Genomic DNA, 21,762 nt, shown 5'->3' on the forward strand with positions numbered 1-21,762 from the left:
TGACGATCCGTCAGCTCACCTCCCGATGGGCCTGTCCGAGCAGCTCCGCCGCCTCGCGCAGCCGCTGCTCGGGCAGGACCGCGTAGCCGAGCGCGAGGGCCGGCCCGCCGGGGGCGAGCCGCCCGGGCCCGACGGCCGCGACCCGCACCCCGCGGCGCAGCGCCGCCGCGGCCAGCGCCGCCTCGTCCGCACCCGGCGGCAGGTCGGCGTACAGGTGCAGCCCGGCGGCGACGCCGCGCAGTCCGGCCCGCGGCAGGTGCGCGCGCAGCGCGTCCACCAGGGCGTCGCGCCGGGCCCGGTAGCGGGGGCGGACGGTGCGCAGGTGGCGGTCGTAGCCGCCGCTCTCCAGCAGCGCGGCGAAGGCGAGTTGGTCGATCGCCCCGGTGCCGAGGTCGGCGTACCGCTTGGCCTGCCGGAAGTCCTCGGCCAGCCAGCCGGGCAGCACCGCCCAGCCCAGCCGCAGGCCGGGCGCCAGGGTCTTGCTGAGCGAGCCCAGGTAGACCGTCCGCTCCGGCGCCAACCCCTGGACGGCGCCCAGCGGTTCGCGGTCGTAGCGGAACTCGGCGTCGTAGTCGTCCTCCAGCACCAGCCCGCCCGCCCGGGCCCAGCGGGCGAGTTCGGTCCGGCGCCGGGCCGACAGCGCGACCCCGGTCGGGTACTGGTGGGCCGGGGTGACCAGCACCGCGTCCGCCCCGCCGGCCGCCAACTCCCTTACCACCAGGCCCTCCTGGTCGACCGGGACGCCGACCGGCTCGACCCCGTGGGCGCGCAGCAGGGCCAGCGTGCCGGGCGAGCCGGGGTCCTCCACCGCGATCCGCCGCAGCCCGTGCCCGGCCAGCACCGGCACCAGCAGCGCCAGCCCCTGCCCGACCCCGCTGACCACCGCGACCTGCTCCGGCCCCGCCGCCACCGCCCGCACCCGGCCCAGGTACGCGGCCAACTCCCGCCGCAGCCCAGGCAGTCCGGCCGGGTCCCCGTACCCGAGGTCCCGGTTGGCCGCCCCCTGGAGGGCCCGCCGCACCGCCCCCGCCCAGGCCGTCCGGGGGAACGCCCCGAGGTCGGGCGAGCCCGGCTTCAGGTCGTAGCGCGGCTCGGCCGCCGGCGCCCGCACCGCTGCCCCGGCCCGCTCCACCGCCACCCCCGGCGCGACCCGGGTGCCCGATCCCCGCCGCCCCACCAGGTAGCCCTCGGCGGCGAGCCGCTCGTACGCCTCGACCACCACCCCGCGCGAGACGCCCAGCTCCGCCGCCAGCGCCCGGCTGGCCGGCAGCCGCACCCCGCCCGCCAGCCGCCCCTCCCGCACCGCCGCCCGCAGCGCCCGGGTCAGCCGCCCGGTCAGGTCCCCGCCGCCCGGCTCCCAGCTGATCAGCAACTCCCGCACCCCGACCGTCCCTCCGCCGCACCAGACCGGCCGCCCGGCCGACCGGCGGACCGGCCGAGGCCCGCCCCGGGCCCGGACGAGCCCCCAGGCTAGGCCCTGTCCGGCCGGTCTTGTCGGATCAGCGCGCGGCGTCGGGCGCCCGGCTGGGAGTGCCGGCGCAACGCCCTCGTACCGGGTGTACTCGGGTGTTTCGCCGGTGCTTCCAGCCGGGATGATCCGGCGTCGCGCGCCCGGCAAGACCGGCCGGACAGGGCCTAGCGGCCCGCACTCCGGATTGGTCCTCCATCGAGCCCCCCGAGTGGCCCTGGGAACCGGACCACCGTACTCCTAGCGTGGCAGCCATGCCCGACACCACCACCGCCGGCACCACCACCGCCGCCGTCACCGCCCCCGCCCGGCCGCCCGGCTCGCTGCGCGCGGCCGGCGCGATGACCCTGCTGGGCGCCTCCACCGGGGTGAGCGCCGCGTTCTCCGCCTACCCGCTGGCCGGCGGCCAGGCCCTGCGCTACACCCTGGCGGCCGCGATCCTGCTGCCGCTGGCCCGCCGCCGGCCGCGGCTCGCCCACCGGCTGACGCTCCGTGAACTCGCCCTGCTGCTGGCCCTGTCCGGCACCGGCCTGTTCGGGTTCAACCTGCTGCTGGTCGCCGCGCTGCGGCACACCGACCCGGCGGTGGTCGGCAGCGTGGTCGGCTGCACCCCGCTGCTGCTCGGCGTGGCCGGCCCGCTGCTGTCCCGGCGCCGCCCGGCCGTCCGGCTGCTCGCGGCGGCGGCCCTGGTGGTGTGCGGCGCGGCGCTCACCCAGGGCTTCGGCCACGGCGACGCGCTCGGCCTGCTGTACGCGGCCGGGACGCTGCTGTGCGAGGCGTCGTTCTCGCTGCTGGCCGTGCCGCTGCTGCCGCGGCTCGGCCCGGTCCGGGTCTCCGCGTACACCACCCTGCTCGCGGTGCCGCTGTTCGCCGCGGCGGCGGCGCTCTCGCCGTCCGCGCTGCGGGTGCCCACCGGCGGCGAGCTGCTCGCGCTGCTCTACCTGGGCCCGGTGCTGACCTGCGGGGCGTTCCTGCTCTGGTACTCGGCGCTGACGGTGCTGCCGGCCGACCGGGCGGGCCTGTTCGGCGGGCTGATCCCGCTCACCGCGACCCTCTCCGGCGCGGTCCTCACCGCCACCGTCCCGGCCCCGCTCCAGCTGCTGGGCGCCGCCCTGGTGACCGGCGCCCTGCTGTTCGGCGCGGCGACCTGACCCACCCCGCCCCGCCCGGCCGATCCCGCCGCAGCCCGGTGCCCGGGCCGGGCCGCTCACGCCCCGTCACCTTCCGGCCGGGCGGCCACTCGTCCGGGCGGCTGCCGTTTGCCGCCCCCGCGGAACCTCGGCTTAGCTGGGCCGCGATGACAGTCGACCGCCGCAGTGTTCTGCGTTCCGCTTCCCGCCTGGCCGCGCTGAGCGCCGCCGGCGGCCTGGTCGCCGCGTGCGGCGGCCCCTCCGACGTGCACGGCCCGGACGGCCCCTCGGTGGCGGCCCGTCCGCAGCCCGCGCACCTGACCGAGTCGCCGGCCGCGGGCCCGAGCGGGTCCCCGTCGCCGTCGCCCTCGCCGTCCCCGAGCGCCACCCCGTTCGCGCTGCCCCCGCTGGCCGCGGACACCCCGCAGGAGGTGGTGACCGGCCCGCGCACCAGGCCGCAGCTGGCGCTGACCTTCCACGGGCAGGGCGACCCGGCGATCGCCACCGCGCTGCTGACCACCGCCGAGCAGCGCGGCGCCCGGCTGACCGTGCTGGCGGTGGGCAGCTGGCTGGACGAGCAGCCGCGGATCGCCGAGCGCATCCTGTCCGGCGGGCACGAGCTGGGCAACCACACCCAGAACCACCTGGACATCTGCGCGCTGAGCGCCGAGCAGGCGCACGAGGAGATAGCCCAGTGCGCGCAGCGGCTGGAGCGGCTGACCGGGTCGATCGGCCGCTGGTTCCGGCCGTCCGCGGCGCAGTACGCGAACGCGATGGTGAAGGAGCAGGCCCAGCGGGTCGGCTACCCGCACGTGCTGTCCTTCGACGTCGACCCGCGCGACTACGCGGACCCGGGCGCGGAGACCGTGACCCGCCGGGTGCTGCGGGCGGCGGCGGCCGGCTCGGTGGTCGCCCTGCACATGGACCACCCGGGCACGGTGACGGCGCTGCCGGCCATCCTGGACGGCCTCGCCGGGCAGGGCCTGCACGCGGTGACGGCCTCCGAGCTCTGCGCCTGACCCGGCGTCACCCCCGGCCCCGGCCGTGCGATGCTCGACCCATGCGCTACCTCATCCTGGGCGCCGGCGCGGTCGGCGGCACCATCGGCGGACGTCTCCACCAGAGCGGGCGCGAGGTGCTGCTGGTCGCCCGCGGCCCCCACCTGGCGGCGCTGCGCGCCGACGGCCTGCGCCTGACCGTCCCGGACGGCACCCACCGGCTGGCGGTCCCGGCGGTCGGCGGCCCCGAGGAGGTCGGGCTGACCCCGGACGACGTGCTGGTGCTGGCGGTGAAGACCCAGCACTCGGCGGCCCTGCTCGACCGGTGGGCGCCGCGCCCGGTCGCGGGCGGCGGGACGGCGGGCGAGCGGCTGCCGCTGGTGTGCGCGCAGAACGGCGTGGAGAACGAGCGGCTGGCGCTGCGCCGCTTCGCCCGGGTGTACGGGATGTGCGTGTGGCTGCCGTCCTCGCACCTGGAGCCGGGCCGGGTCGCGGCGGCGGGCTCGCCGCGCTCGGGCGTGCTGCACTTGGGCCGCTACCCGCACGGCACGGACGAGCTGGCCGGGCGGATCGCCGCCGACCTGGCCGACTCGCACTTCGACGCGCCCCTCGCCGCGGACGTGATGGCCTGGAAGTACGCCAAGCTGCTGAGCAACCTGGGCAACGCGCTGGAGGCGGTGGCCGGTCCGATCGACGGCGAGCTTCGGCTGCGGGTGTGGCGGCGGCTGCGGGCGGAGGGGGAGGCGGTGCTGGCGGCCGCCGGGATCGCGCACCCGTCCGAGGAGGAGCAGCGGGCCCGGCGCGGCGACCGGGTGGCGCAGGTGCCGCTGGCGGGCGGGCCGCGGGCCGGGGGTTCGTCCTGGCAGTCGCTGGCGCGCGGCACCGGCGACATCGAGGCGGACTGGCTGAACGGCGAGGTGGTGCTGCTGGGCCGGCTGCACGGGGTGCCGGTGCCGCTCAACGCGGCCCTGCAGCGGCTGGCCGCCGCGTTCGCCCGCGAGGGGCACCCGGCGGGCTCGCTGCCGGAGGCCGAGCTGTCCGCCCTGCTGGAGCTCTGACCCGGCGGGGGGAGCGCCGGCCGGCGAGGGGGGCTCAGGCCAGCGGGTCGTCCGGTCCGTACGGGCGCAGTCGCAGGGTGCGGGCGTCGGTGGAGCGGATCGCGGGTGCGGCGGCGACCAGGGTCTCCAGGTTGTCGCGCCCGGCGTGCAGGAAGCGTCCGTGCAGTCCGTCGAAGCGGCCGCGGGCGGCGTCCACGGTGACGGCGACCATGTACGGGAGGGAGCCCCAGGCCCTGGTGTCCCGGAACACCGGCATGCCGGCGGTCATCTCGGTGGCGACCGTGCCGGGGCTGACGTCGAGCACGACGACGCCGTGCCGGCCGACCGAGTCGGCGATGTTGTCGGAGAGCCGGAGCAGCGCGCCCTTGGAGGTGGCGTACGCGGTGTAGTGGCCGTCGGGGCGCAGCGCGAAGTCGCTGTTGAGGTTGACGACCCGGCCGCGGCGGCGCTGCACCATGCCGGGCAGGACGTGGCGCAGCAGGTGGTAGGGGCCGCGCAGGTTGGTCTCGACGACCTGCCACCACTGGGCGGGGTCGGTCTCCCAGAGCGGCACCTCGGCGCGGTCGACCTGTCCGGCGTTGTTGACCAGCAGGTCGAGGGGGCCGAGGTCGCGCTCGATCGAGCGGACGGCCTCCCGGACGGCGCCCGGCCGGGTGACGTCGGCGGTGACGGCGACGCCGCGGGCGCCGTGCCGGACGCACTCCTTGAGGGTGGCGATCAGCGTCTCCTGGGTGCGGCCGAGCAGTCCGACGGCCATGCCCTCGGCGGCGAGCCCGATGGCGATCTCGCGGCCGATGCCGCGGCCGGCCCCGGTGACCAGTCCGACCTGCCCGGTGAGTGATCCCGTCCCCATCCGCCTGCTCCCTCCTCCGGCTGGACCTCCGCATTGTGGTCCCGCCCGAGGGGGCGCACGGGGAGCGCGCGCGGCGCACTGCCGACGCCCACCCGTTCGGCCCAGGGCCCGGCACGGGGGCCGTCGGCACGCACCGATGTGAACGGGCGTTAAGGCAGGTAGTACCGTCGTCCGGGCGGACCGCCCGGCCCCCACCGGGCCGCGGCGTCCGCGACACCACCGCCGGGTGATCCCCGGCTCCTTCCGAAGGGCATCTGAGTTGAGTGACATCGCACGCGTCGGAGTAGTCGGCTGCGGCCTCATGGGGTCGGGCATCGCCGAGGTGTTCGCCCGTTCCGGTCTGGACGTGCTGGTCTCGGAAGCCGGTGGCGAGGCCCTGGAACTGGGCCGGACCCGGCTGACCAACTCGCTGGAGACCGCGGTGCGGCGCGGCAAGCTGTCGGAGGAGGACCGGGACGCGGCGCTGGCCCGGCTGTCGTTCACCACCGAGCTGGCCGACTTCCACGACCGGGACCTGGTGGTCGAGGCGGTCGCCGAGCGCGAGGACGTCAAGGTCGCGATCTTCCGCACCCTGGACCAGGTGGTGACCCGCCGGGACGCGATCCTGGCCTCCAACACCTCCTCCATCCCGATCGTGAAGCTCGCCGCCGCGACCACCCGGGCCGAGCAGGTGATCGGCCTGCACTTCTTCAACCCGGCGCCGGTGCAGAAGCTGGTCGAGGTCATCCCGACCCTGACCACCTCCGCCGAGACCACCACCCGCGCCGAGCAGTTCGCCGTCGAGGCCCTGGGCAAGGAGCCGATCCGGGCCCGCGACCGGGCCGGTTTCGTGGTCAACGCCCTGCTGGTGCCGTACCTGCTCTCCGCGGTCCGGATGTTCGAGTCGGGCGTGGCCACTGCCGCCGACATCGACAAGGGCATGGAGGCCGGCTGCGCCCACCCGATGGGCCCGCTGCGGCTGTGCGACCTGATCGGCCTGGACACCATCGTCTCGATCGCCGAGTCGATGTACGACGAGTACAAGGAGCCGCTGTACGCGGCCCCGCCGCTGCTGTCCCGGATGGTCGACGCGGGCCTGCTGGGCCGCAAGTCCGGCCGCGGCTTCTACGACTACACCGCCGCCTGACGGACCGCGTCCTGACGCACCGACACCCGGCGCCCCGACACCCGGCGCCACGCCGCCGGGCCGCTCCGACTTCGTGGGGGACGCGGCCCGGCGGCGGGGGCCGTCAGGGGGTGGCGTAGCGGACGATGTCGGCGACCCGGCAGCTGACCGGGCCGTGCGGGTCGGCGGTGCCCTGGGCCTGTTCGACCGCGTCCTGGCCGGGCGGGAGCGAGCCGGCGGCGGCGACGCCCTCGGTGACCTGCCGGCCGCTGCCGTCCTCGAAGGCGATCTGCACCACGTAGTTGCTGGTGGTCGCGGTGTGGTTGGTGATCCGGACGGTGGCGGCGGGCCACTGCAGCGCGTCGTCCACCCCGCAGGCGGTGACCTCGACGTCGCCGAACGCGGCCCGTCCGGCGTCCTGCGCGAGCTGCGCCCCGGTGCCGCCGGTCCGCCCGCAGCCCGCCACGGCCAGGGCCGCCGCGGCGGCCAGGCAGGCGGTGGCGGCGATCGCTCGGATGCGCATGGTCTCCCCTCGGGACGGACACGGGTCAGGGCCGACGCTACGAGCCGCCGGGGCCACCCGTCCGGGATGTGTCCGATCCGTAATAACCGTGCGCAGCAAGTGTGTTGACGGTACGTCAGCGAATCGTCCGGCACACGGCGAACGGCCCGGCGCGCACGGGCGCCGGGCCGTTCGGACCGCTCGGGCTACTTCCGGCCGTTTCGGGCCGTCTCCGACCCGGGGGGTCAGGAGTTGATCTGGTACGGGTCGCCGTAGACCTTCCACTTGAGCGGCGGGTTGAGGTCGAAGTTCTTGGCGTTCAGGAACACCAGCTGCTCGGTGTCGACCCGGCTGGTGTCGGCGTGCGCCTCCTCCTGCTTCATGATCACCTTCCGGGCGTCCAGGAAGGCCTTCAGGTAGGTGGTCTCGTCGCCGCCCTGGGCCGGGGTCTTGGCCTTCTTCATGGCGGCGGCGCGGATGCCGCCGAAGCTGTCGGAGCTGTTGCCGGGGCCGTGCATCACGATGGCGTCGTAGTAGATGAACTGGCCGAGCGCGCGCAGCCCGTCCGCCTTGGCCTGCTGGACCGAGGGGTTGAAGTAGACCCGGTCGCGCTCGTCGTTCTGGGCCTGCTGGAAGACGGTGTCCTTGGCGGCGGTCTTCCAGTCGTTGACGAAGGCGGTGCCGAGGCCGGAGTGCGAGTCGCTGCCGTTGACCTTCTTCAGCGCGGGCAGGTACTTGGCCAGCACGTTGCCGGACTTGAGGTCGGTGTAGTGCTGCACCAGTTCGAGCATGTCGCCGGTGCCGGAACAGAAGCCGATGATGCCCGCGGTGTAGCCGCGGCCATCGCCGATGTCCTCGATGTACTTGTACTGGGCCTTCCAGTCGAGCGAGGAGTTCTCCGCCGAGGAGACCAGCTCCATGGCGATCTCCTTCTTCGCCGGGTCGTCCAGTCCGACGGCGGCCACCGCCACGGCGCTCGCGGGGCTCGCCGCGGGGGTGGCGGCGTGGCCGGTGCCGGCCGCGGCCAGGGTCAGCGGGAGGGCGCCGACCAGGATCGCGAGGGCGGCCCGGGTGGTGCGGGCGGTGCGGTGCTTGCTGGGGTGCATTCTGACGCTCCGTCTGCCGGCTGCGGGCATGGGGGTGCCCGCAGCAGAGGGTTAGGAAACTTTCCTAACGAAGATTGAAGCGTCCGCCTCACGCTCCCGCAAGACGTCCGGCCGCATCCGGTTCAACTCGTCCGCCCGGACCGCCCGACGGGCCGTCACCCCGCGCCCCGCCCGCCCCGGCCGCCGCCACCCGGACACCGCCGGAAAACCGCTGGCCGGACGGGGCGCCGGCGGCCATGCTGGGCCGGATGGAGATCCGCGAAGCCACCGCCGGGGACTGGGACGCCGTCTGGCCGTTCTTCCACCGCGTCGTCGCCGCCGGCGAGACGTTCACCTACCCCACCGACCTGACGTCCGACACCGCCCGCGGCTGGTGGATGCTGCCCGCCCCGAACCGCACCGTGGTCGCCGTCGACGAGACCACCGGCGCCGTCCTGGGCACCGCCAAGATGAACAACAACCAGGCGGGCAACGGCGCGCACGTCGCCAGCGCCAGCTTCCTGGTCGACCCGGACCACGCCGGGCGCGGCACCGGCCGCGCCCTGGGCGAAGAGGCCCTGCGCTGGGCCCGCGCCCGGGGCTTCCGCGCCATGCAGTTCAACGCCGTCGTCGCCACCAACGCCCCGGCCGTCGGCCTCTACCGCTCGCTGGGCTTCGAGATCGTCGGCACCGTCCCCGAGGGCTTCCACCACCCCCGCCTCGGCTACGTCGGACTGCACGTCATGCACCGCCCGCTGTAGCCGCCTCCGCGCCCACCCCGGCCCCTGCCCCTGCCCCCGGCCGCCCCGCCGCCCCCTCGCGCCGCACCGCCGGGCGCGAGAGCACCGTCACCAGCAGCGACACCCCGGCCAGCGCGCCGATCGCCCAGCGCACCTCCACCAACTGCGCCAACCCGCCCGCCAGCGCCGCACCGACCCCCTGCCAGGCGATCCGGCCCGCCGACTCCACACCCTGCACCTGCCCCTGCGCGGCGGTCGGCGTCAGCGCCAGCAGCCGCTCCTGGAGCGGCAGCGTCGCCGCGAACCCGACCCCCGCCGCGCCCACCGCCGCTGCCGCCGCCCACACCGGCGGCCCGGCCGCCAGCAGCAGGAACGGCCCCGCCAGCAGCAGCCGCAGCCCGTACGCCAGCCGGGCCCGCCGCGCCGCGTCCAGCAGCCGCCCCACCAGCAGGTCACCCGCCAGCATCCCGGCCGCGCCCGCCGCCAGCAGCGTCCCGGCCGCCGACGGCGCGTACGGCAGCAGCAGCGCCTCGCAGCCCACCACCAGCCCGTTGGGCACCCACAGGTTCAGCAGCAGCGCCCGCCGCCCGGGCCGCCCCAGCAGCTCGGCGTTGCCCCGCCAGGTCTCCCGCAGGCCCGGCCGGCGCGGCGGCCGCACCGACCGCTCCCGCACCGTCACCGCCACCACCGCCGTGGCCAGCGCCGTCAGACCGCCCGCCGCGCCCAGCACCTGGTACGGCGTCAGCACCGCCAGCAGCGCCCCGCCCAGCGCGAACCCCAGCACCGCCGCCCCGCCCGCCGTGACGTTCATCAGCGACCGGGCCCGCGCGTACCCGCCCGGCGGCACGATCTCCGCCAGCAGGCCCATCCGCGTTCCCGTCCCCAGCGACTGGAAGAACCCGACCAGCAGTAGCAGCCCGAACCGCGCCGCCAGCGGCAGCCCCGGCACCGCCTGCCCCAACGTCGCGGCCAGCGCCAGCAGGTGCAGCGCCACCAGCGTCCGGCGCGGCCGCGCCCCGTCCGCGACCGACATCAGCGTCAACGCGCCCAGCACCGCCGCGAACGACGACCCGTACATGCTCACCGCCGTCAGGAACGGCGACCCCGTGCGCGCCTGCACCAGCGTGCCCAGCGCGAACCCCGACAGCGTCCCGGCCCCCGCCAACAGCGTGAAACCTGCGTACAGCCCCGCGAACTCCCGCTGCCGCAGCAGCGCCAGATACCCGTGATCAGTCATGAAAAAAGCCTCCGACGCTGCCGCGGGGGCGCGTTCGAAGGCCGACCACGAGAACCTAGCAGCCCCGTCCCGAACCGCGCAAAACCCGGAACCCGCACGGGTGCTCGCCACCCGCGCCGTCCTGCGCCCGCCCACCCCGCCCTCGGCCAAGGACCCCGACGGGCGCGCCCGCAGCACGGCGGACCACACCGCCCTCGGCACCGGCCACCCGGACCACACCGCCCTCGGCACCGGCCACCCGGACCAGGCCGATGTCGGCCGGCTCCTGTCCGCGCTGCGGGACACCACCTGCGTCTGACCCCGGACACGGCGGAGCCCCGCCGCTCCCCCACCCGGGGGACGCGACGGGGCTCCGACGGGCCGTCAGGCCCCGCGCAGCACCGCGCCGGTGCGCTCGGCGGCCACCGCGACCGCCGACGCGCGGGCCGCCGACGCCTCGTCGGCCGTCAGCGTCCGGTCGGCGGCCCGGAAGCGCAGCGTGTACGCCAGCGACTTCTTGCCCGCGCCCGCCTGCTCGCCGGTGAACACGTCGAACAGCCGCAGCGACTCCAGCAGTTCGCCCGCGCCCTCGCGCAGCGCCGCCTCCACGTCCGCGGCGTGCACGCCCGCGTCCACGATCAGCGCCACGTCCTGGGTCGCCACCGGGTAGGCGGAGACCGGCGGGCCGGAGACCCGGCGGCCGTCCTCGAACAGCAGGTCCAGGTCGAGCTCCATCGCGCTGGTGCGCTCCGGCAGGTGCAGCGCCTTGACGACGCGCGGGTGCAGCTCGCCGGCGTGGCCGACGACCTCCTCGCCGACCAGCAGCTCGGCGCAGCGCCCCGGGTGCCACGGCGCGTACTGCGCCTGGCGGACCGTCAGCTCCACGCCCGCGGCGGCGGCGACCACCCGGGCCGCCTCGACCGCGTCCGCCCAGCCGGACGGCGCGCCCTTGCCCCACCAGCCGGACGGCAGCCGCTCGCCGGTCAGCGCGACGGCGACCCGGCGCGGCTGGTCCGGGAGGGCGGCGTCCAGCTCGGCGAGCTGCTCCTCGGTCGGGCGGCGGTCCACCGGCAGCCGCGGCGCGACCTTCGGCTCGGCCTTGGGCAGGAACACCGTGCCGGTCTCGAAGATCGCCAGGTCGGTGTTGCCGCGCCCGACGTTGCGCCGCAGCGCGCCCAGCAGGCCCGGCAGCAGGGTGGTGCGCAGCGCCGGCTCGGCGTCGTTCAGCGGGTTGACCAGCTTGACGGTGCGGCGGCGCGCGTCGTCCGCGTCCAGCCCGAGGCCGTCGAAGGAGGCGTCGCCGACGAACGGGTACGCGTTGATCTCCACGTAGCCCGCGCCGGCCAGCGCCACGCCGACCCGGCGGTGGAAGCGCTGCGCCTCGGACAGGCCGCGCCCGGGCGGGGTGACCGGCATCCGGGCCGGGACGTTGTCGTAGCCCTCCAGCCGGATGACCTCCTCGGCGAGGTCGTACGGGTCGGTCAGGTCGGGCCGCCAGGACGGCGGGGTGACCTCCAGGACGTCCGCCCCGACGACGGTGCAGCCGACCTCCTGCAGGCGGCGGGTGACCGTCTCGCGGCCGTACTCGGCGCCGGCGACGCGGTCGGGCAGGTCGGCGTCGATCGGGATGGTGCGCACCGGGTGCGGGGCGGCGATGTCGGTGACCCCGGCCTCGGCGGTGCCGCCGGCGATCAGCACCAGCAGGTCGACGGCGCGCTGCGCGGCGGCCCGGGCGGCCTCCGGGTCGACGCCGCGCTCGAAGCGCCTGGACGCCTCGGAGGGCAGCTTGTGGCGCTTGGCGGTGCGGGCGATGGCGACCGGCTCGAAGTGCGCGGCCTCGATGATGATCTCGGTGGTGCCGCTGGCCAGCCCGGTCTCCGGGTCGACGACCGGGTCGAGGATCTCGGTGCTGGCGCCGCCCATCACGCCGGCCAGGCCGATCGGGCCGGAGTTGTCGCAGATCAGCAGGTCCTCGGCGGACAGCTCGCGCTTGACGCCGTCCAGCGTGGTGAGCTGCTCGCCCGCCACCGCCCGGCGGACCTGGATCGGCCCGTCGACGCGGTTGCGGTCGTAGGCGTGCAGCGGCTGGCCGACCTCCAGCATCACGTAGTTGGTGATGTCGACGGCCAGCGAGACCGGGCGGACGCCGGACTTCTGCAGGCGGCGCTGCAGCCAGATCGGCGACTTCGCGCCCGGGTCGACGCCGGTCACGGTGCGCGCCACGAAGCGGTCGCAGCCCACCGGGTCGGCGACCTTCACCAGGTAGCCGTACGCGTTGGCCGGCGGCACGTCCAGCAGCGCCGGGTCGGCCAGCGGCAGGCCGTACGCGGCGGCGGCCTCGCGGGCCACGCCGCGCATCGACAGGCAGTAGCCGCGGTCGGGGGTGACCGCGATGTCGAGCACCTCGTCGACCAGCTGGAGCAGCTCGATCGCGTCGGTGCCGGGCTCGTACTCGGGCGGCAGCACGATGATGCCGTGGTGGTCGTCGCCCATGCCCAGCTCGCGGGCGGAGCAGATCATGCCGGCCGAGGTGTGGCCGTAGGTCTGCCGGGCGGAGATCGGGAACGGGCCGGGCAGCACGCCGCCGGGCAGGATCACCACGACCTTGTCGCCGACCTGGAAGTTGGTGGCGCCGCAGACGATCTCCTGCGGCTCGCCGGTGCCGTTGGCGCCGCCGACGTTGACGAAGCAGTGCCGGATCGGCTTCTTGAAGCCGCTCAGCTCCTCGATCGAGAGCACCTCGCCGACCACCAGCGGGCCCTTGACGTCGGTGCCGAGCTGCTCGACGGTCTCCACCTCGAGACCCGCGCGGACCAGCCGGGCCGCGACGTCGCGGCCGGTCTCGCCCGCCGGCAGGTCGACGTACTCGCGCAGCCAGGAAAGCGGGACGCGCATCAGATCTCCATCCCGAACGGGAGGGTGAAGCGGACGTCACCCTCGACCATGTCGCGCATGTCGGCGACGTTGTGACGGTTCATCAGGATCCGCTCCAGGCCCAGGCCGAACGCGAACCCGCTGTAGCGGTTCGGGTCGATGCCCGCGGCGACCAGCACCCGCGGGTTGACCACGCCGCAGCCGCCCAGCTCGATCCAGCCCTCCGAGGAGCAGGTCCGGCACGGGCGGTCGGGGTTGCCCACCGAGGCGCCGCGGCAGACGAAGCACTGGAGGTCGATCTCGGCGCTGGGCTCGGTGAACGGGAAGTACGAGGGCCGCCAGCGCAGCTCCAGGCCACCGCCGATCAGCTTCTCCACCAGCACCTCGATGGTGCCCTTGAGGTGGCCGAAGGTGAGGCCCTCGTCCACCGCGATCGCCTCGACCTGGCGGAACACCGGGGTGTGGGTGGCGTCCAGCTCGTCGGTGCGGTAGACCCGGCCGGGGCTGACCGCGTACAGCGGCGGCTCGCCGGCCAGCATCGCCCGGATCTGCACCGGCGAGGTCTGGGTGCGCAGCACCATGCCGGAGTCGGCGGTGCCGTCGGGGGCCTCGACGAAGAAGGTGTCCTGCATCGAGCGGGCCGGGTGGTCGGCGTGCAGGTTCAGGGCGTCGAAGTTCAGCCACTCCGCCTCGACCTCGGGGCCGGACGCCACCTGGTAGCCCATCGCGACGAAGGTGTCCTCGATGCGCTCGGCGAGCGTGGTCAGCGGGTGCCTGGCACCGCGCGGCACCCGGCCGTACGGCAGGGTGACGTCCACCGCCTCCTCGACCAGCACCCGGGCGTCGCGCTCCGCCTCCAGCTCGACCTGGCGCTCGGCCAGGGCCCGGTTGACGGCGCCGCGGGCCTGGCCGATCAGCTTGCCCGCGGCGGCCTTGGCCTGCGGGGGCAGGGCGCCGATCTCGCGGTTGGCGAGCGACAGCGGGGAGCGGTCGCCGGTGTGCGCGACCTTCGCCTGCTTGAGCTCGTCGAGGTCGGCGGCGGCGGCGAAGGCGGCGAGCGCCTCGTCCCGGGCCTGTTCCACCACCTCGGGCTTGAGGGCCTCGACCTCGACCGGGTCGTACGACTTATTGGGTGCCGACATCTCTATCTTTCCCGTGCTCCTGCTCGTGATCAGGTCTGCTGCGTCGCCGGGCGTCCAGGAACGCCAGGGGTCGAGTGTAGTCGCAGGCCGCGACCCCCCACGGCGGCGGACCGCGCCGCGGTCCGGGTCAGAGCATGAAGTCGGGGACGCCCGCGGGCAGCACGAACCGGAACCTGGCGCCGCCGCCGTCGGCCCGGCTGATCCGGATCACCCCGCCGTGCGCCTCCACGATGCCCTTGACGATGTACAGGCCCAGGCCGGTGCCGCCCCGCCTGGAGCCCCGCCAGAACCGGGTGAACACCCGCGGCATCGCCTCCTCCGGGATGCCGGCGCCCTGGTCGCTGACGATGACGGCGGTGCCCTCGATCGTCCGGGGCGGCGTCCCGGCCCGCTCCACCAGCTCCTTGGCCGGCCCGACCTCGATGGTCACGGTGCCCTCGCCGTGCCGGACCGCGTTCTCCAGCAGGTTGGCCAGCACCTGGTCGAGCTTGTCCGGGTCGCCCCACTGCTCGGCCGGCGGCCCGGCCACCCGGATGTCGAAGCGCTCGGCGGGGATGCCCGCCGCGACCTTCCCGGCCACGTGCCGGCGGACCGCCGCCGCCAGGTCGATCCGCTGCTTGCGGATCTCCAGCCGGCCGGCGTCGATCCGGGAGATGTCCAGCAGTTCGGCGATCAGCCGCACCACCCGGTCGGCGTCCGCGTCGACGGTCTCCAGCATGACCCGCTTCTGGCCGTCGTTGAAGCGCTCCCACTTGGCCAGCAGCGTCGCCGTGAAGCCCTTCACGCTGGTCAGCGGCGAGCGCAGCTCGTGCGCGACGGTGGCGATCAGCTCGGCGTGCGAGCGCTCGGTGCGCCGCCGCGCCTCGGTGCCGCGCAGCGTCACCACCACCTGCCGCACCGGCCCGGCCGCCCGCTCGCGCACGTACCTGGCGCACACCAGCACCTCGCGCCCGTCCAGCAGCAGGTTCCGCTCGGGCTGCCCGGTGCGCACCGCGAGCCCGCCGTACGGGTCGGTGAGCGGCCACCAGCGGCGGCCGTCCAGGTCCTCCAGCGGCAGCGCCCGCTCCAGCGGCACGCCGATCGCGCGGTGCGCGGAGCGGCCGGTGATGCGTTCCGCGGCCCGGTTGAAGACCACCACCCGGCCCTGCCCGTCCGCGACCACCAGTCCGTCCGGCAGGTCGTCAGGTTCGACCGCTGCCCAGTTGACGCCGCCCATGGGTGTCCTCCCCCGCCCGCCCCCTCGCCGGCCCAGGGACCGACCCTAGCGCGCCCGGCCCTCGGCGCGACACCCGTCGTGGGAGCGCTGGGCGCGCGCGGAGGCGTACAGGCACACGGCGGCCGCCGTGGCGAGGTTCAGGCTCTCCGCGTGCCCGTGGATGGGCACCCGCACCACCTCGTCCGCCAGCGCGCGGGTCTCCTCCGGCAGGCCCCAGGCCTCGTTGCCGAACACCCAGGCGCACGGGCCCTCCAGGGTGCCCTCGTCCAGCTCCTGGTCGAGGTCGCGCCGCCCGGCCCCGTCCGCGGCCAGCACCCGCACCCCGGCCGCCCGCAGCCGGGCCACCGCCTCCTCGACCGGCACCCCGGTCGCCACCGGCAGGTGGAACAGGCTCCCGACGGACGCCCGGACCGCCTTCGGGTTGTACGGGTCCACCGAGGCGTCGGTGAGCACCACCGCGTCCGCCCCGGCCGCGTCCGCGGTGCGCAGCACGGTGCCCGCGTTCCCGGGGTCGCGCACGTGCGCGAGCACCGCGACCAGCTTCGGGCGGGCGGCCAGCACCTGCTCGAACGGGGTGTCGATGAACCGGCACAGCGCCACGATGCCCTGCGGGGTGACGGTGTCGCAGATGTCCGCGACGACCTCCTCGGTGGCGGTCAGCACCGGCCGGCCGGCGTCCCGCGCGGCGGCCACGATCTCCGGGTGCCGCTCGGCCGCCTCCGCCGTCACGTACACCTCGACCACGGCGTGCTCGCCGTCCGGCAGCCGCCCGAACGCCACCGCCTCCCGGACCGCCTGCGGGCCCTCGGCCAGGAAGCGCCGCTCCTTGCCGCGCTGGTTGCGCTTGGCCAGCCGGCGGGCGGCGACGACGCGCGGGGAGCGCAGGGAGGTCAGCAGGGGGGTCTCGGTGCTCATGCTCACGATCTTCGTCACGGGCGGGCGGGGGCGCGGTACGCGACGGACCCGCAGGCCGGGCGGCCTGCGGGTCCGGGGCAACGCTTCGGGGCGACGGCCTGGATCAGGCGGCGACCTTGGGGGCGTTGACGTCCTCCGGCAGCGCCTTCTGGGCGACCTCGACCAGGGCGCGGAACGCCACCGAGTCGTTCACCGCGAGGTCGGCCAGCATCTTGCGGTCGATCTCGACGCCCGCGGCCTTGAGGCCCTGGACGAAGCGGTTGTAGGTGATGCCGTTGGCACGGGCAGCGGCGTTGATGCGCTGGATCCAGAGCTGGCGGAAGTCGCCCTTGCGCTTCTTGCGGTCGTTGAAGTTGTAGACGAGCGAGTGGGTGACCTGCTCCTTGGCCTTGCGGTACAGGCGCGAGCGCTGACCGCGGTAGCCGGAGGCCCGCTCGAGGATGACCCGGCGCTTCTTGTGGGCGTTCACTGCCCGCTTGACGCGTGCCACTTCATTACTCCTTGGTTCCGGACCTCGGATCGTGCCGGCGGTCCGTTATTCGATTCGGTCGGTAAGGATCAGCGGGTGCCCGCGGCGGCGCCGCGGGCGGGCGATCACTTGCCGAGAAGCTTCTTGATCTTCTTCGCGTCGCCCGGGGCCATCTCGGCGTTGCCGGCCAGCTTGCGGGTCAGCGTCGAGGGCTTGTGCTCGAGCAGGTGGCGACGGCCGGCACGCTCGCGCAGCACCTTCCCGGAGCCAGTGATCTTGAAGCGCTTGCTGGCGCCGCTGTGCGTCTTCTGCTTCGGCATGTCGCCGTATCTCCTCGTCGGTCCGTTCCGGCCCGCGCCGTGCGGCGCGGGCCGGAACTGGATGGATCTCGTCTCCAGGGCGGGACGCCCCGGAACCGGGTGCCTCGGCCTCCCGGCTCCCGAACCCGAAGGCTCAGGCGTCCTGGGCGGCCTCGGCGGGCTGCTCGACCTCGGCGGCCTCGGCGTCGTCGTCCGCGGTCTCGGCGGCCTCGGTCTCCTCGACCTCGTCCACCTCGCCGTCCACGTCGTCCGCCTGGTCCGCAGCCGGTCCGCGACCCTGCCGCTCCGCCTTGCGGGCGTCAGCGGCGGCGCGGGCCTCGGCCATGGCCTCGGTCTTCTTCTTGTGCGGGCCGAGAACCATGATCATGTTTCGGCCGTCCTGCTTCGGAGCGGACTCCACGAAGCCCAGGTCCTGGACGTCGTCCGCGAGCCGCTGCAGCAGTCGGAAGCCCAGCTCGGGGCGGGACTGCTCACGACCGCGGAACATGATCGTGATCTTGACCTTGTCACCCTGCTTGAGGAACCGGACGACGTGACCCTTCTTGGTGTCGTAGTCGTGCGGGTCGATCTTCGGCCGGAGCTTCATCTCCTTGATGACCGTGTGCGCCTGGTTCTTGCGCGCCTCACGGGCCTTCATGGCCGACTCGTACTTGAACTTGCCGTAGTCCATGAGCTTGCACACCGGCGGTCGCGCCGTGGCGGCGACCTCGACCAGATCCAGGTCGTACTCCTGGGCAAGCTCCAGCGCCTTCGCGAGCGGGACGATGCCGACCTGCTCGCCGCTGGGACCGACGAGTCGCACCTCGGGGACGCGAATCCGGTCGTTGATGCGGGGCTCGGTGCTGATGGGGCCTCCTCGGTTGCACCTTTTCCGATGCGGCCGTCGGGCGGCGGTCGCACGTAGTGGTTTCGACCACTGGGCGGGGCTTCATTCATGCTTCGCTGCCGCTGCCCTCTGGCAGGAGCACCGAACGCACGAAAAAAGCCCCGCACGGTACAGGCGGGGCTCCACACGTTCCGGGATGTCCTGACGGACACCACTGGCAGCGGGCAATCCTCGCGGCGCCCACCACGGACCGGACCCGCCGGCCCTTCGGCCGATCAGGTGGGAGACTTTCGCGGTTGCCCTCTCGGGCCTCCTGGAGTGGAGCCTCCACTTGCTGGCCGGGCAACCCGAAGGCTCGCCTGGCCGGTCAGTCTCGAATCATACCAGCGTTCCGGGGCCGACCGGTATTCCGACCCCCCGCCACCCGCCTTGTACGCTCCATCCGTACCCCGCTTTCGCACCAGCACTCCGGAGTGACGCCTTGACCAGCCAGCCCGACCACGCGCCCGAGTCCGACCAGGCCCTCGGCTTCGACGACCTGACCCGTGACATCGCCGAGGTCCCCGCCGTCGAGGTGATCACCACCGTCGCCGTCCACCTGATGAGCGCCGCCGCCGTCAAGTGCGGCCTCGCCGAGGGCGGCGAGGCCGACAAGGACCTCGACGAGGCCCGCAAGCTGATCACCGCCCTGGCCGGCCTGGTCACCGCCGGAGCCCCCGAGATCTCCAACTTCCACGCCGCCCCCCTCCGCGACGGCCTCCGCTCCCTCCAGCTCGCCTTCCGCGAGGCCTCCCTCGTCCCCGACGCCCCCGGCACCGGCCCCGGCGAGAAGTTCACCGGCCCCGTCTACTCCTGACACCCCCGGGCCCCGGGGCCCCACGCCGAAGCCGCCCGACCGGGGGAACTCCCCCGGCCGGGCGGCTTCCGCGCTCACGCGTCGTACTCGTCCAGCGGCGGGCACGAGCAGACCAGGTTCCGGTCGCCGTACGCGCCGTCGATCCGCCGCACCGCCGGCCAGTACTTGTCCGCCGGGTTGACGCCCGCCGGGAAGACCGCCTCCTCGCGGGTGTACGGGTGCGCCCACTCGCCGGCCAGCATCGCCGCGGTGTGCGGGGCGTTGCGCAGCGGGTTGTCGTCCGCCGCCCACTCGCCCGCGCCGACCTTCTCGATCTCGCCGCGGATGGCGATCATCGCCTCGCAGAACCGGTCGATCTCGTGCAGGTCCTCGGACTCGGTCGGCTCGATCATCAGCGTCCCGGCGACCGGGAACGACATGGTCGGCGCGTGGAAGCCGTAGTCGATCAGCCGCTTGGCGATGTCGTCGACGCTGACGCCGGTCTCCTTGCTGAGCGGCCGCAGGTCGATGATGCACTCGTGCGCGACCAGCCCGCCGGGGCCGGTGTAGAGCACGGGGTAGTGCGGGGCGAGCCGCTTGGCGATGTAGTTGGCGTTCAGCACGGCCACCTGGGTGGCGCGCTTGAGTCCCTCGCCGCCCATCAGGCGGACGTACGACCAGGAGATCGGCAGGATCGCCGCCGAGCCCCAGGGCGCGGCCGAGATCGGGCCGACGCCGGTCGCGGGGCCGGCCTCGGCCTGGAGCGGGTGGTTGGGCAGGTACGGCGCGAGGTGCGCGCGCACCGCGACCGGGCCGACGCCGGGGCCGCCGCCGCCGTGCGGGATGCAGAAGGTCTTGTGCAGGTTGAGGTGCGAGACGTCCGCGCCGAACTTGCCGGGCTTGGCCAGGCCGACCAGCGCGTTGAGGTTGGCGCCGTCGACGTACACCTGGCCGCCGGCCTCGTGGACGAGCTCGCAGATCCGGGTGATCTCGGTCTCGAACACGCCGTGGGTGGACGGGTAGGTGACCATCAGCACGGCCAGCTGCTCGCCGTGCTGGGCGATCTTCGCCTTCAGGTCCTCGACGTCCACGTCGCCGTCGGCCAGCGTCTTGACGACCACGACCCGCATGCCGGCCATCGCCGCCGAGGCGGCGTTGGTGCCGTGCGCGGAGGACGGGATCAGGCAGACGTCGCGCTGGGTGTCGCCGTTCGCCCGGTGGTAGGCCCGGACGGCCAGCAGCCCGGCCAGCTCGCCCTGCGAACCGGCGTTGGGCTGGATCGAGACGGCGTCGTAGCCCGTCACCTCCACCAGCTGCTGCTCCAGCTCCCGGATCAGCGTGAGGTATCCGGCCGCCTGGTCGACCGGCGCGAACGGGTGCAGCTGCCCGAACTCGGGCCAGGTGACCGGCTCCATCTCGGTGGTCGCGTTGAGCTTCATGGTGCAGGAGCCCAGCGGGATCATGCCGCGGTCGAGCGCGTAGTCGCGGTCGGAGAGCCGGCGCAGGTAGCGCAGCATGGCGGTCTCGGAGCGGTGGCTGTGGAAGACCGGGTGGGTGAGGTACTCGTCCTCGCGCAGCAGCCCGGCGGGCAGCGCGTCGGCGTCCTCGGCGATCTCGGCGCCCTCGACCCCGAACGCGGCGAACACGGCCGCCAGGTGCGCGCGGGTGGTGGTCTCGTCGCAGGACACCGACACCCGGTCGCCGTCGACCCGGTGCACGTTGACGCCGCCGGCCAGCGCCGCGGCGACGACCTGGTCGGCCCGGCCGGGCACCACGGCGGTGACGGTGTCGAAGAACGCGTCGTGGGCGAGCTCGACGCCGCCCGCGCGCAGGCCGGCGGCGAGCGCGGCGGCGTAGCGGTGGGTGCGGCGGGCGATGTCGGCGAGGCCGTCGGGGCCGTGGTAGACGGCGTACATGGAGGCCATCACGGCGAGCAGCACCTGCGCGGTGCAGATGTTGGAGGTGGCCTTCTCGCGGCGGATGTGCTGCTCGCGGGTCTGCAGGGCGAGCCGGTAGGCGCGGTTGCCGTCGGCGTCGACGGAGACGCCGACCAGGCGGCCGGGCAGGTTGCGGGCGTACTCGGCGCGCACGGCCAGGTAGCCGGCGTGCGGGCCGCCGAAGCCCATCGGGACGCCGAAGCGCTGCGAGGTGCCGCAGGCGATGTCGGCGCCGAGCTCGCCGGGCGAGCGCAGCAGGGTGAGGGCGAGCAGGTCGGCGGCGACGGCGACCACCGCGCCGAGCCCGTGCGCCTGCTCGATGACGGCCTTCGGGTCCCGGACCGCGCCGGACGCGCCGGGGTACTGGAGCAGCACGCCGAACACGCCGCGCTCGGCGATCTCGGCGGGGATGCCGTCGGACAGGTCCGCGGTGACGACCTCGACGCCGGTCGGCTCGGCGCGGGTCTCGATCACGGCGAGGGTCTGCGGCAGGGTGTCGGCGTCGACCAGGAAGACGCCGGCCTTGTTCTTGGTGACGCGCCGGGCCAGCGCCATCGCCTCGGCGGCGGCGGTGCCCTCGTCGAGCAGCGAGGAGCCGGAGGTGTCCAGGCCGGTCAGGTCGGCGACCACGGTCTGGAAGTTGAGCAGCGCCTCCAGGCGGCCCTGCGAGATCTCCGGCTGGTACGGGGTGTAGGCGGTGTACCAGGCCGGGTTCTCCAGCACGTTGCGCAGGATGACCGGCGGGGTGAAGGTGCCGTAGTAGCCGAGGCCGATCATCGAGGTGAGGACCTGGTTGCGGCCGGCCAGCTCGCGCAGTTCGGCGAGCACCTGGGCCTCGCTGCGGCCGGCGGGCAGGCCGAGCGCGGTGAGGCTGCGGATGGCGTCGGGGACGGCGGCGTCGGACAGCTCGTCCAGGGAGGCGTAGCCGACCTGGGCCAGCATCTTCTGCTGGGCGTCGCTGTCGGGGCCGATGTGGCGGTGCTCGAAGGGGCTGGCCTGCTCAAGGTCGCTGAGCGTCGGCTGGGCGTTCATGGGGGTCGGGCCTCCTGGTCGCGGACCGGCGGTGGTACGCA

20 protein-coding genes are annotated in these 21,762 nt (G+C 74.9%); 7 read left to right on the forward strand and 13 right to left on the reverse strand.

Annotation, left to right across the window (positions count from 1 at the left end):
- Positions 1–10 precede the first annotated feature (10 nt).
- Positions 11–1,381, reverse strand: coding sequence for a PLP-dependent aminotransferase family protein (locus ACIP60_RS29085; protein WP_400689711.1), 1,371 nt, complete (start codon positions 1,379–1,381; stop codon positions 11–13).
- Between the two features lie 341 nt (positions 1,382–1,722).
- On the opposite strand from ACIP60_RS29085, the gene ACIP60_RS29090 reads away from it, so the two are divergent.
- The 3 genes from ACIP60_RS29090 (at position 1,723) to ACIP60_RS29100 (ending at position 4,654) form a co-directional block, all read left to right on the forward strand.
- Positions 1,723–2,619 (forward strand): DMT family transporter, encoded by an 897-nt coding sequence (locus ACIP60_RS29090; protein ID WP_400689715.1) that lies wholly within the window; start codon positions 1,723–1,725, stop codon positions 2,617–2,619.
- 146 nt (positions 2,620–2,765) lie between these two features.
- The gene (locus tag ACIP60_RS29095) at positions 2,766–3,617 is read left to right on the forward strand and encodes a polysaccharide deacetylase family protein (RefSeq protein ID WP_111556468.1); all 852 of its coding nucleotides are present in this window, start codon (positions 2,766–2,768) and stop codon (positions 3,615–3,617) included.
- Positions 3,618–3,658: 41 nt separating this feature from the next.
- Entirely contained in the window at positions 3,659–4,654 is a 996-nt protein-coding gene (locus ACIP60_RS29100; RefSeq protein ID WP_400689718.1) for a ketopantoate reductase family protein, read from the forward strand.
- Positions 4,655–4,688: 34 nt separating this feature from the next.
- On the opposite strand, the gene ACIP60_RS29105 is transcribed toward ACIP60_RS29100, so the two are convergent.
- Positions 4,689–5,507: an SDR family NAD(P)-dependent oxidoreductase gene (locus tag ACIP60_RS29105; protein WP_400689721.1), complete on the reverse strand. Its 819-nt coding sequence runs from the start codon at positions 5,505–5,507 to the stop codon at positions 4,689–4,691.
- Between the two features lie 259 nt (positions 5,508–5,766).
- On the opposite strand from ACIP60_RS29105, the gene ACIP60_RS29110 reads away from it, so the two are divergent.
- Positions 5,767–6,633, forward strand: a complete 867-nt coding sequence (locus tag ACIP60_RS29110) for a 3-hydroxybutyryl-CoA dehydrogenase (RefSeq protein WP_400689724.1) — start codon at positions 5,767–5,769, stop codon at positions 6,631–6,633.
- Positions 6,634–6,736: 103 nt separating this feature from the next.
- Here ACIP60_RS29110 and ACIP60_RS29115 read toward each other — a convergent pair whose 3' ends face one another.
- Entirely contained in the window at positions 6,737–7,135 is a 399-nt protein-coding gene (locus ACIP60_RS29115; protein WP_100835348.1) for a hypothetical protein, read from the reverse strand.
- A 224-nt stretch (positions 7,136–7,359) separates the two neighbouring features.
- On the reverse strand, positions 7,360–8,220 hold the full coding sequence (locus ACIP60_RS29120; RefSeq protein WP_400689728.1) for a chitosanase: 861 nt from the start codon (positions 8,218–8,220) through the stop codon (positions 7,360–7,362).
- 248 nt (positions 8,221–8,468) lie between these two features.
- Here ACIP60_RS29120 and ACIP60_RS29125 point away from each other — a divergent pair, with 248 nt between their 5' ends.
- Positions 8,469–8,960: a GNAT family N-acetyltransferase gene (locus ACIP60_RS29125; RefSeq protein ID WP_400689731.1), complete on the forward strand. Its 492-nt coding sequence runs from the start codon at positions 8,469–8,471 to the stop codon at positions 8,958–8,960.
- Here ACIP60_RS29125 and ACIP60_RS29130 read toward each other — a convergent pair.
- A complete protein-coding gene (locus ACIP60_RS29130; protein WP_400689734.1) occupies positions 8,941–10,176 on the reverse strand; it encodes an MFS transporter in 1,236 nt (411 codons plus the stop codon). The genes ACIP60_RS29125 and ACIP60_RS29130 overlap by 20 nt on opposite strands.
- A gap of 100 nt (positions 10,177–10,276) precedes the next feature.
- On the opposite strand from ACIP60_RS29130, the gene ACIP60_RS29135 reads away from it, so the two are divergent.
- A complete protein-coding gene (locus tag ACIP60_RS29135) occupies positions 10,277–10,474 on the forward strand; it encodes a hypothetical protein (RefSeq protein WP_400689737.1) in 198 nt (65 codons plus the stop codon).
- Between the two features lie 65 nt (positions 10,475–10,539).
- Here ACIP60_RS29135 and pheT read toward each other — a convergent pair whose 3' ends face one another.
- From pheT to infC, 7 genes are all read right to left on the reverse strand, one after another.
- Positions 10,540–13,050, reverse strand: a complete 2,511-nt coding sequence (gene pheT / locus ACIP60_RS29140) for a phenylalanine--tRNA ligase subunit beta (protein WP_400689740.1) — start codon at positions 13,048–13,050, stop codon at positions 10,540–10,542.
- Positions 13,050–14,171, reverse strand: coding sequence for a phenylalanine--tRNA ligase subunit alpha (gene pheS / locus ACIP60_RS29145; protein ID WP_400689742.1), 1,122 nt, complete (start codon positions 14,169–14,171; stop codon positions 13,050–13,052). Before pheS ends, pheT begins: the two co-directional genes overlap by 1 nt.
- A 127-nt stretch (positions 14,172–14,298) precedes the next feature.
- Entirely contained in the window at positions 14,299–15,387 is a 1,089-nt protein-coding gene (locus ACIP60_RS29150) for an ATP-binding protein (protein ID WP_400689745.1), read from the reverse strand.
- Between the two features lie 45 nt (positions 15,388–15,432).
- Complete coding sequence (locus tag ACIP60_RS29155; protein ID WP_400689748.1) at positions 15,433–16,302, reverse strand: TrmH family RNA methyltransferase; 870 nt, start codon at positions 16,300–16,302, stop codon at positions 15,433–15,435.
- A gap of 103 nt (positions 16,303–16,405) precedes the next feature.
- A complete protein-coding gene (gene rplT / locus ACIP60_RS29160) occupies positions 16,406–16,792 on the reverse strand; it encodes a 50S ribosomal protein L20 (RefSeq protein ID WP_100835355.1) in 387 nt (128 codons plus the stop codon).
- Between the two features lie 104 nt (positions 16,793–16,896).
- Positions 16,897–17,091, reverse strand: a complete 195-nt coding sequence (gene rpmI, locus ACIP60_RS29165; protein WP_030268653.1) for a 50S ribosomal protein L35 — start codon at positions 17,089–17,091, stop codon at positions 16,897–16,899.
- A 133-nt stretch (positions 17,092–17,224) separates the two neighbouring features.
- Positions 17,225–17,938, reverse strand: coding sequence for a translation initiation factor IF-3 (infC, locus tag ACIP60_RS29170; protein ID WP_100835356.1), 714 nt, complete (start codon positions 17,936–17,938; stop codon positions 17,225–17,227).
- A 460-nt stretch (positions 17,939–18,398) separates the two neighbouring features.
- Here infC and ACIP60_RS29175 point away from each other — a divergent pair, with 460 nt between their 5' ends.
- Entirely contained in the window at positions 18,399–18,773 is a 375-nt protein-coding gene (locus ACIP60_RS29175; protein ID WP_400689752.1) for a DUF1844 domain-containing protein, read from the forward strand.
- Positions 18,774–18,847: 74 nt separating this feature from the next.
- Here ACIP60_RS29175 and gcvP read toward each other — a convergent pair whose 3' ends face one another.
- Positions 18,848–21,721 (reverse strand): aminomethyl-transferring glycine dehydrogenase, encoded by a 2,874-nt coding sequence (gcvP, locus tag ACIP60_RS29180; protein WP_400689755.1) that lies wholly within the window; start codon positions 21,719–21,721, stop codon positions 18,848–18,850.
- Positions 21,722–21,762: the final 41 nt, after the last annotated feature.

Origin of the sequence: Kitasatospora sp. NPDC088783, from assembly GCF_044750705.1 — a bacterium.
GTDB lineage: Bacteria > Actinomycetota > Actinomycetes > Streptomycetales > Streptomycetaceae > Kitasatospora > Kitasatospora fiedleri.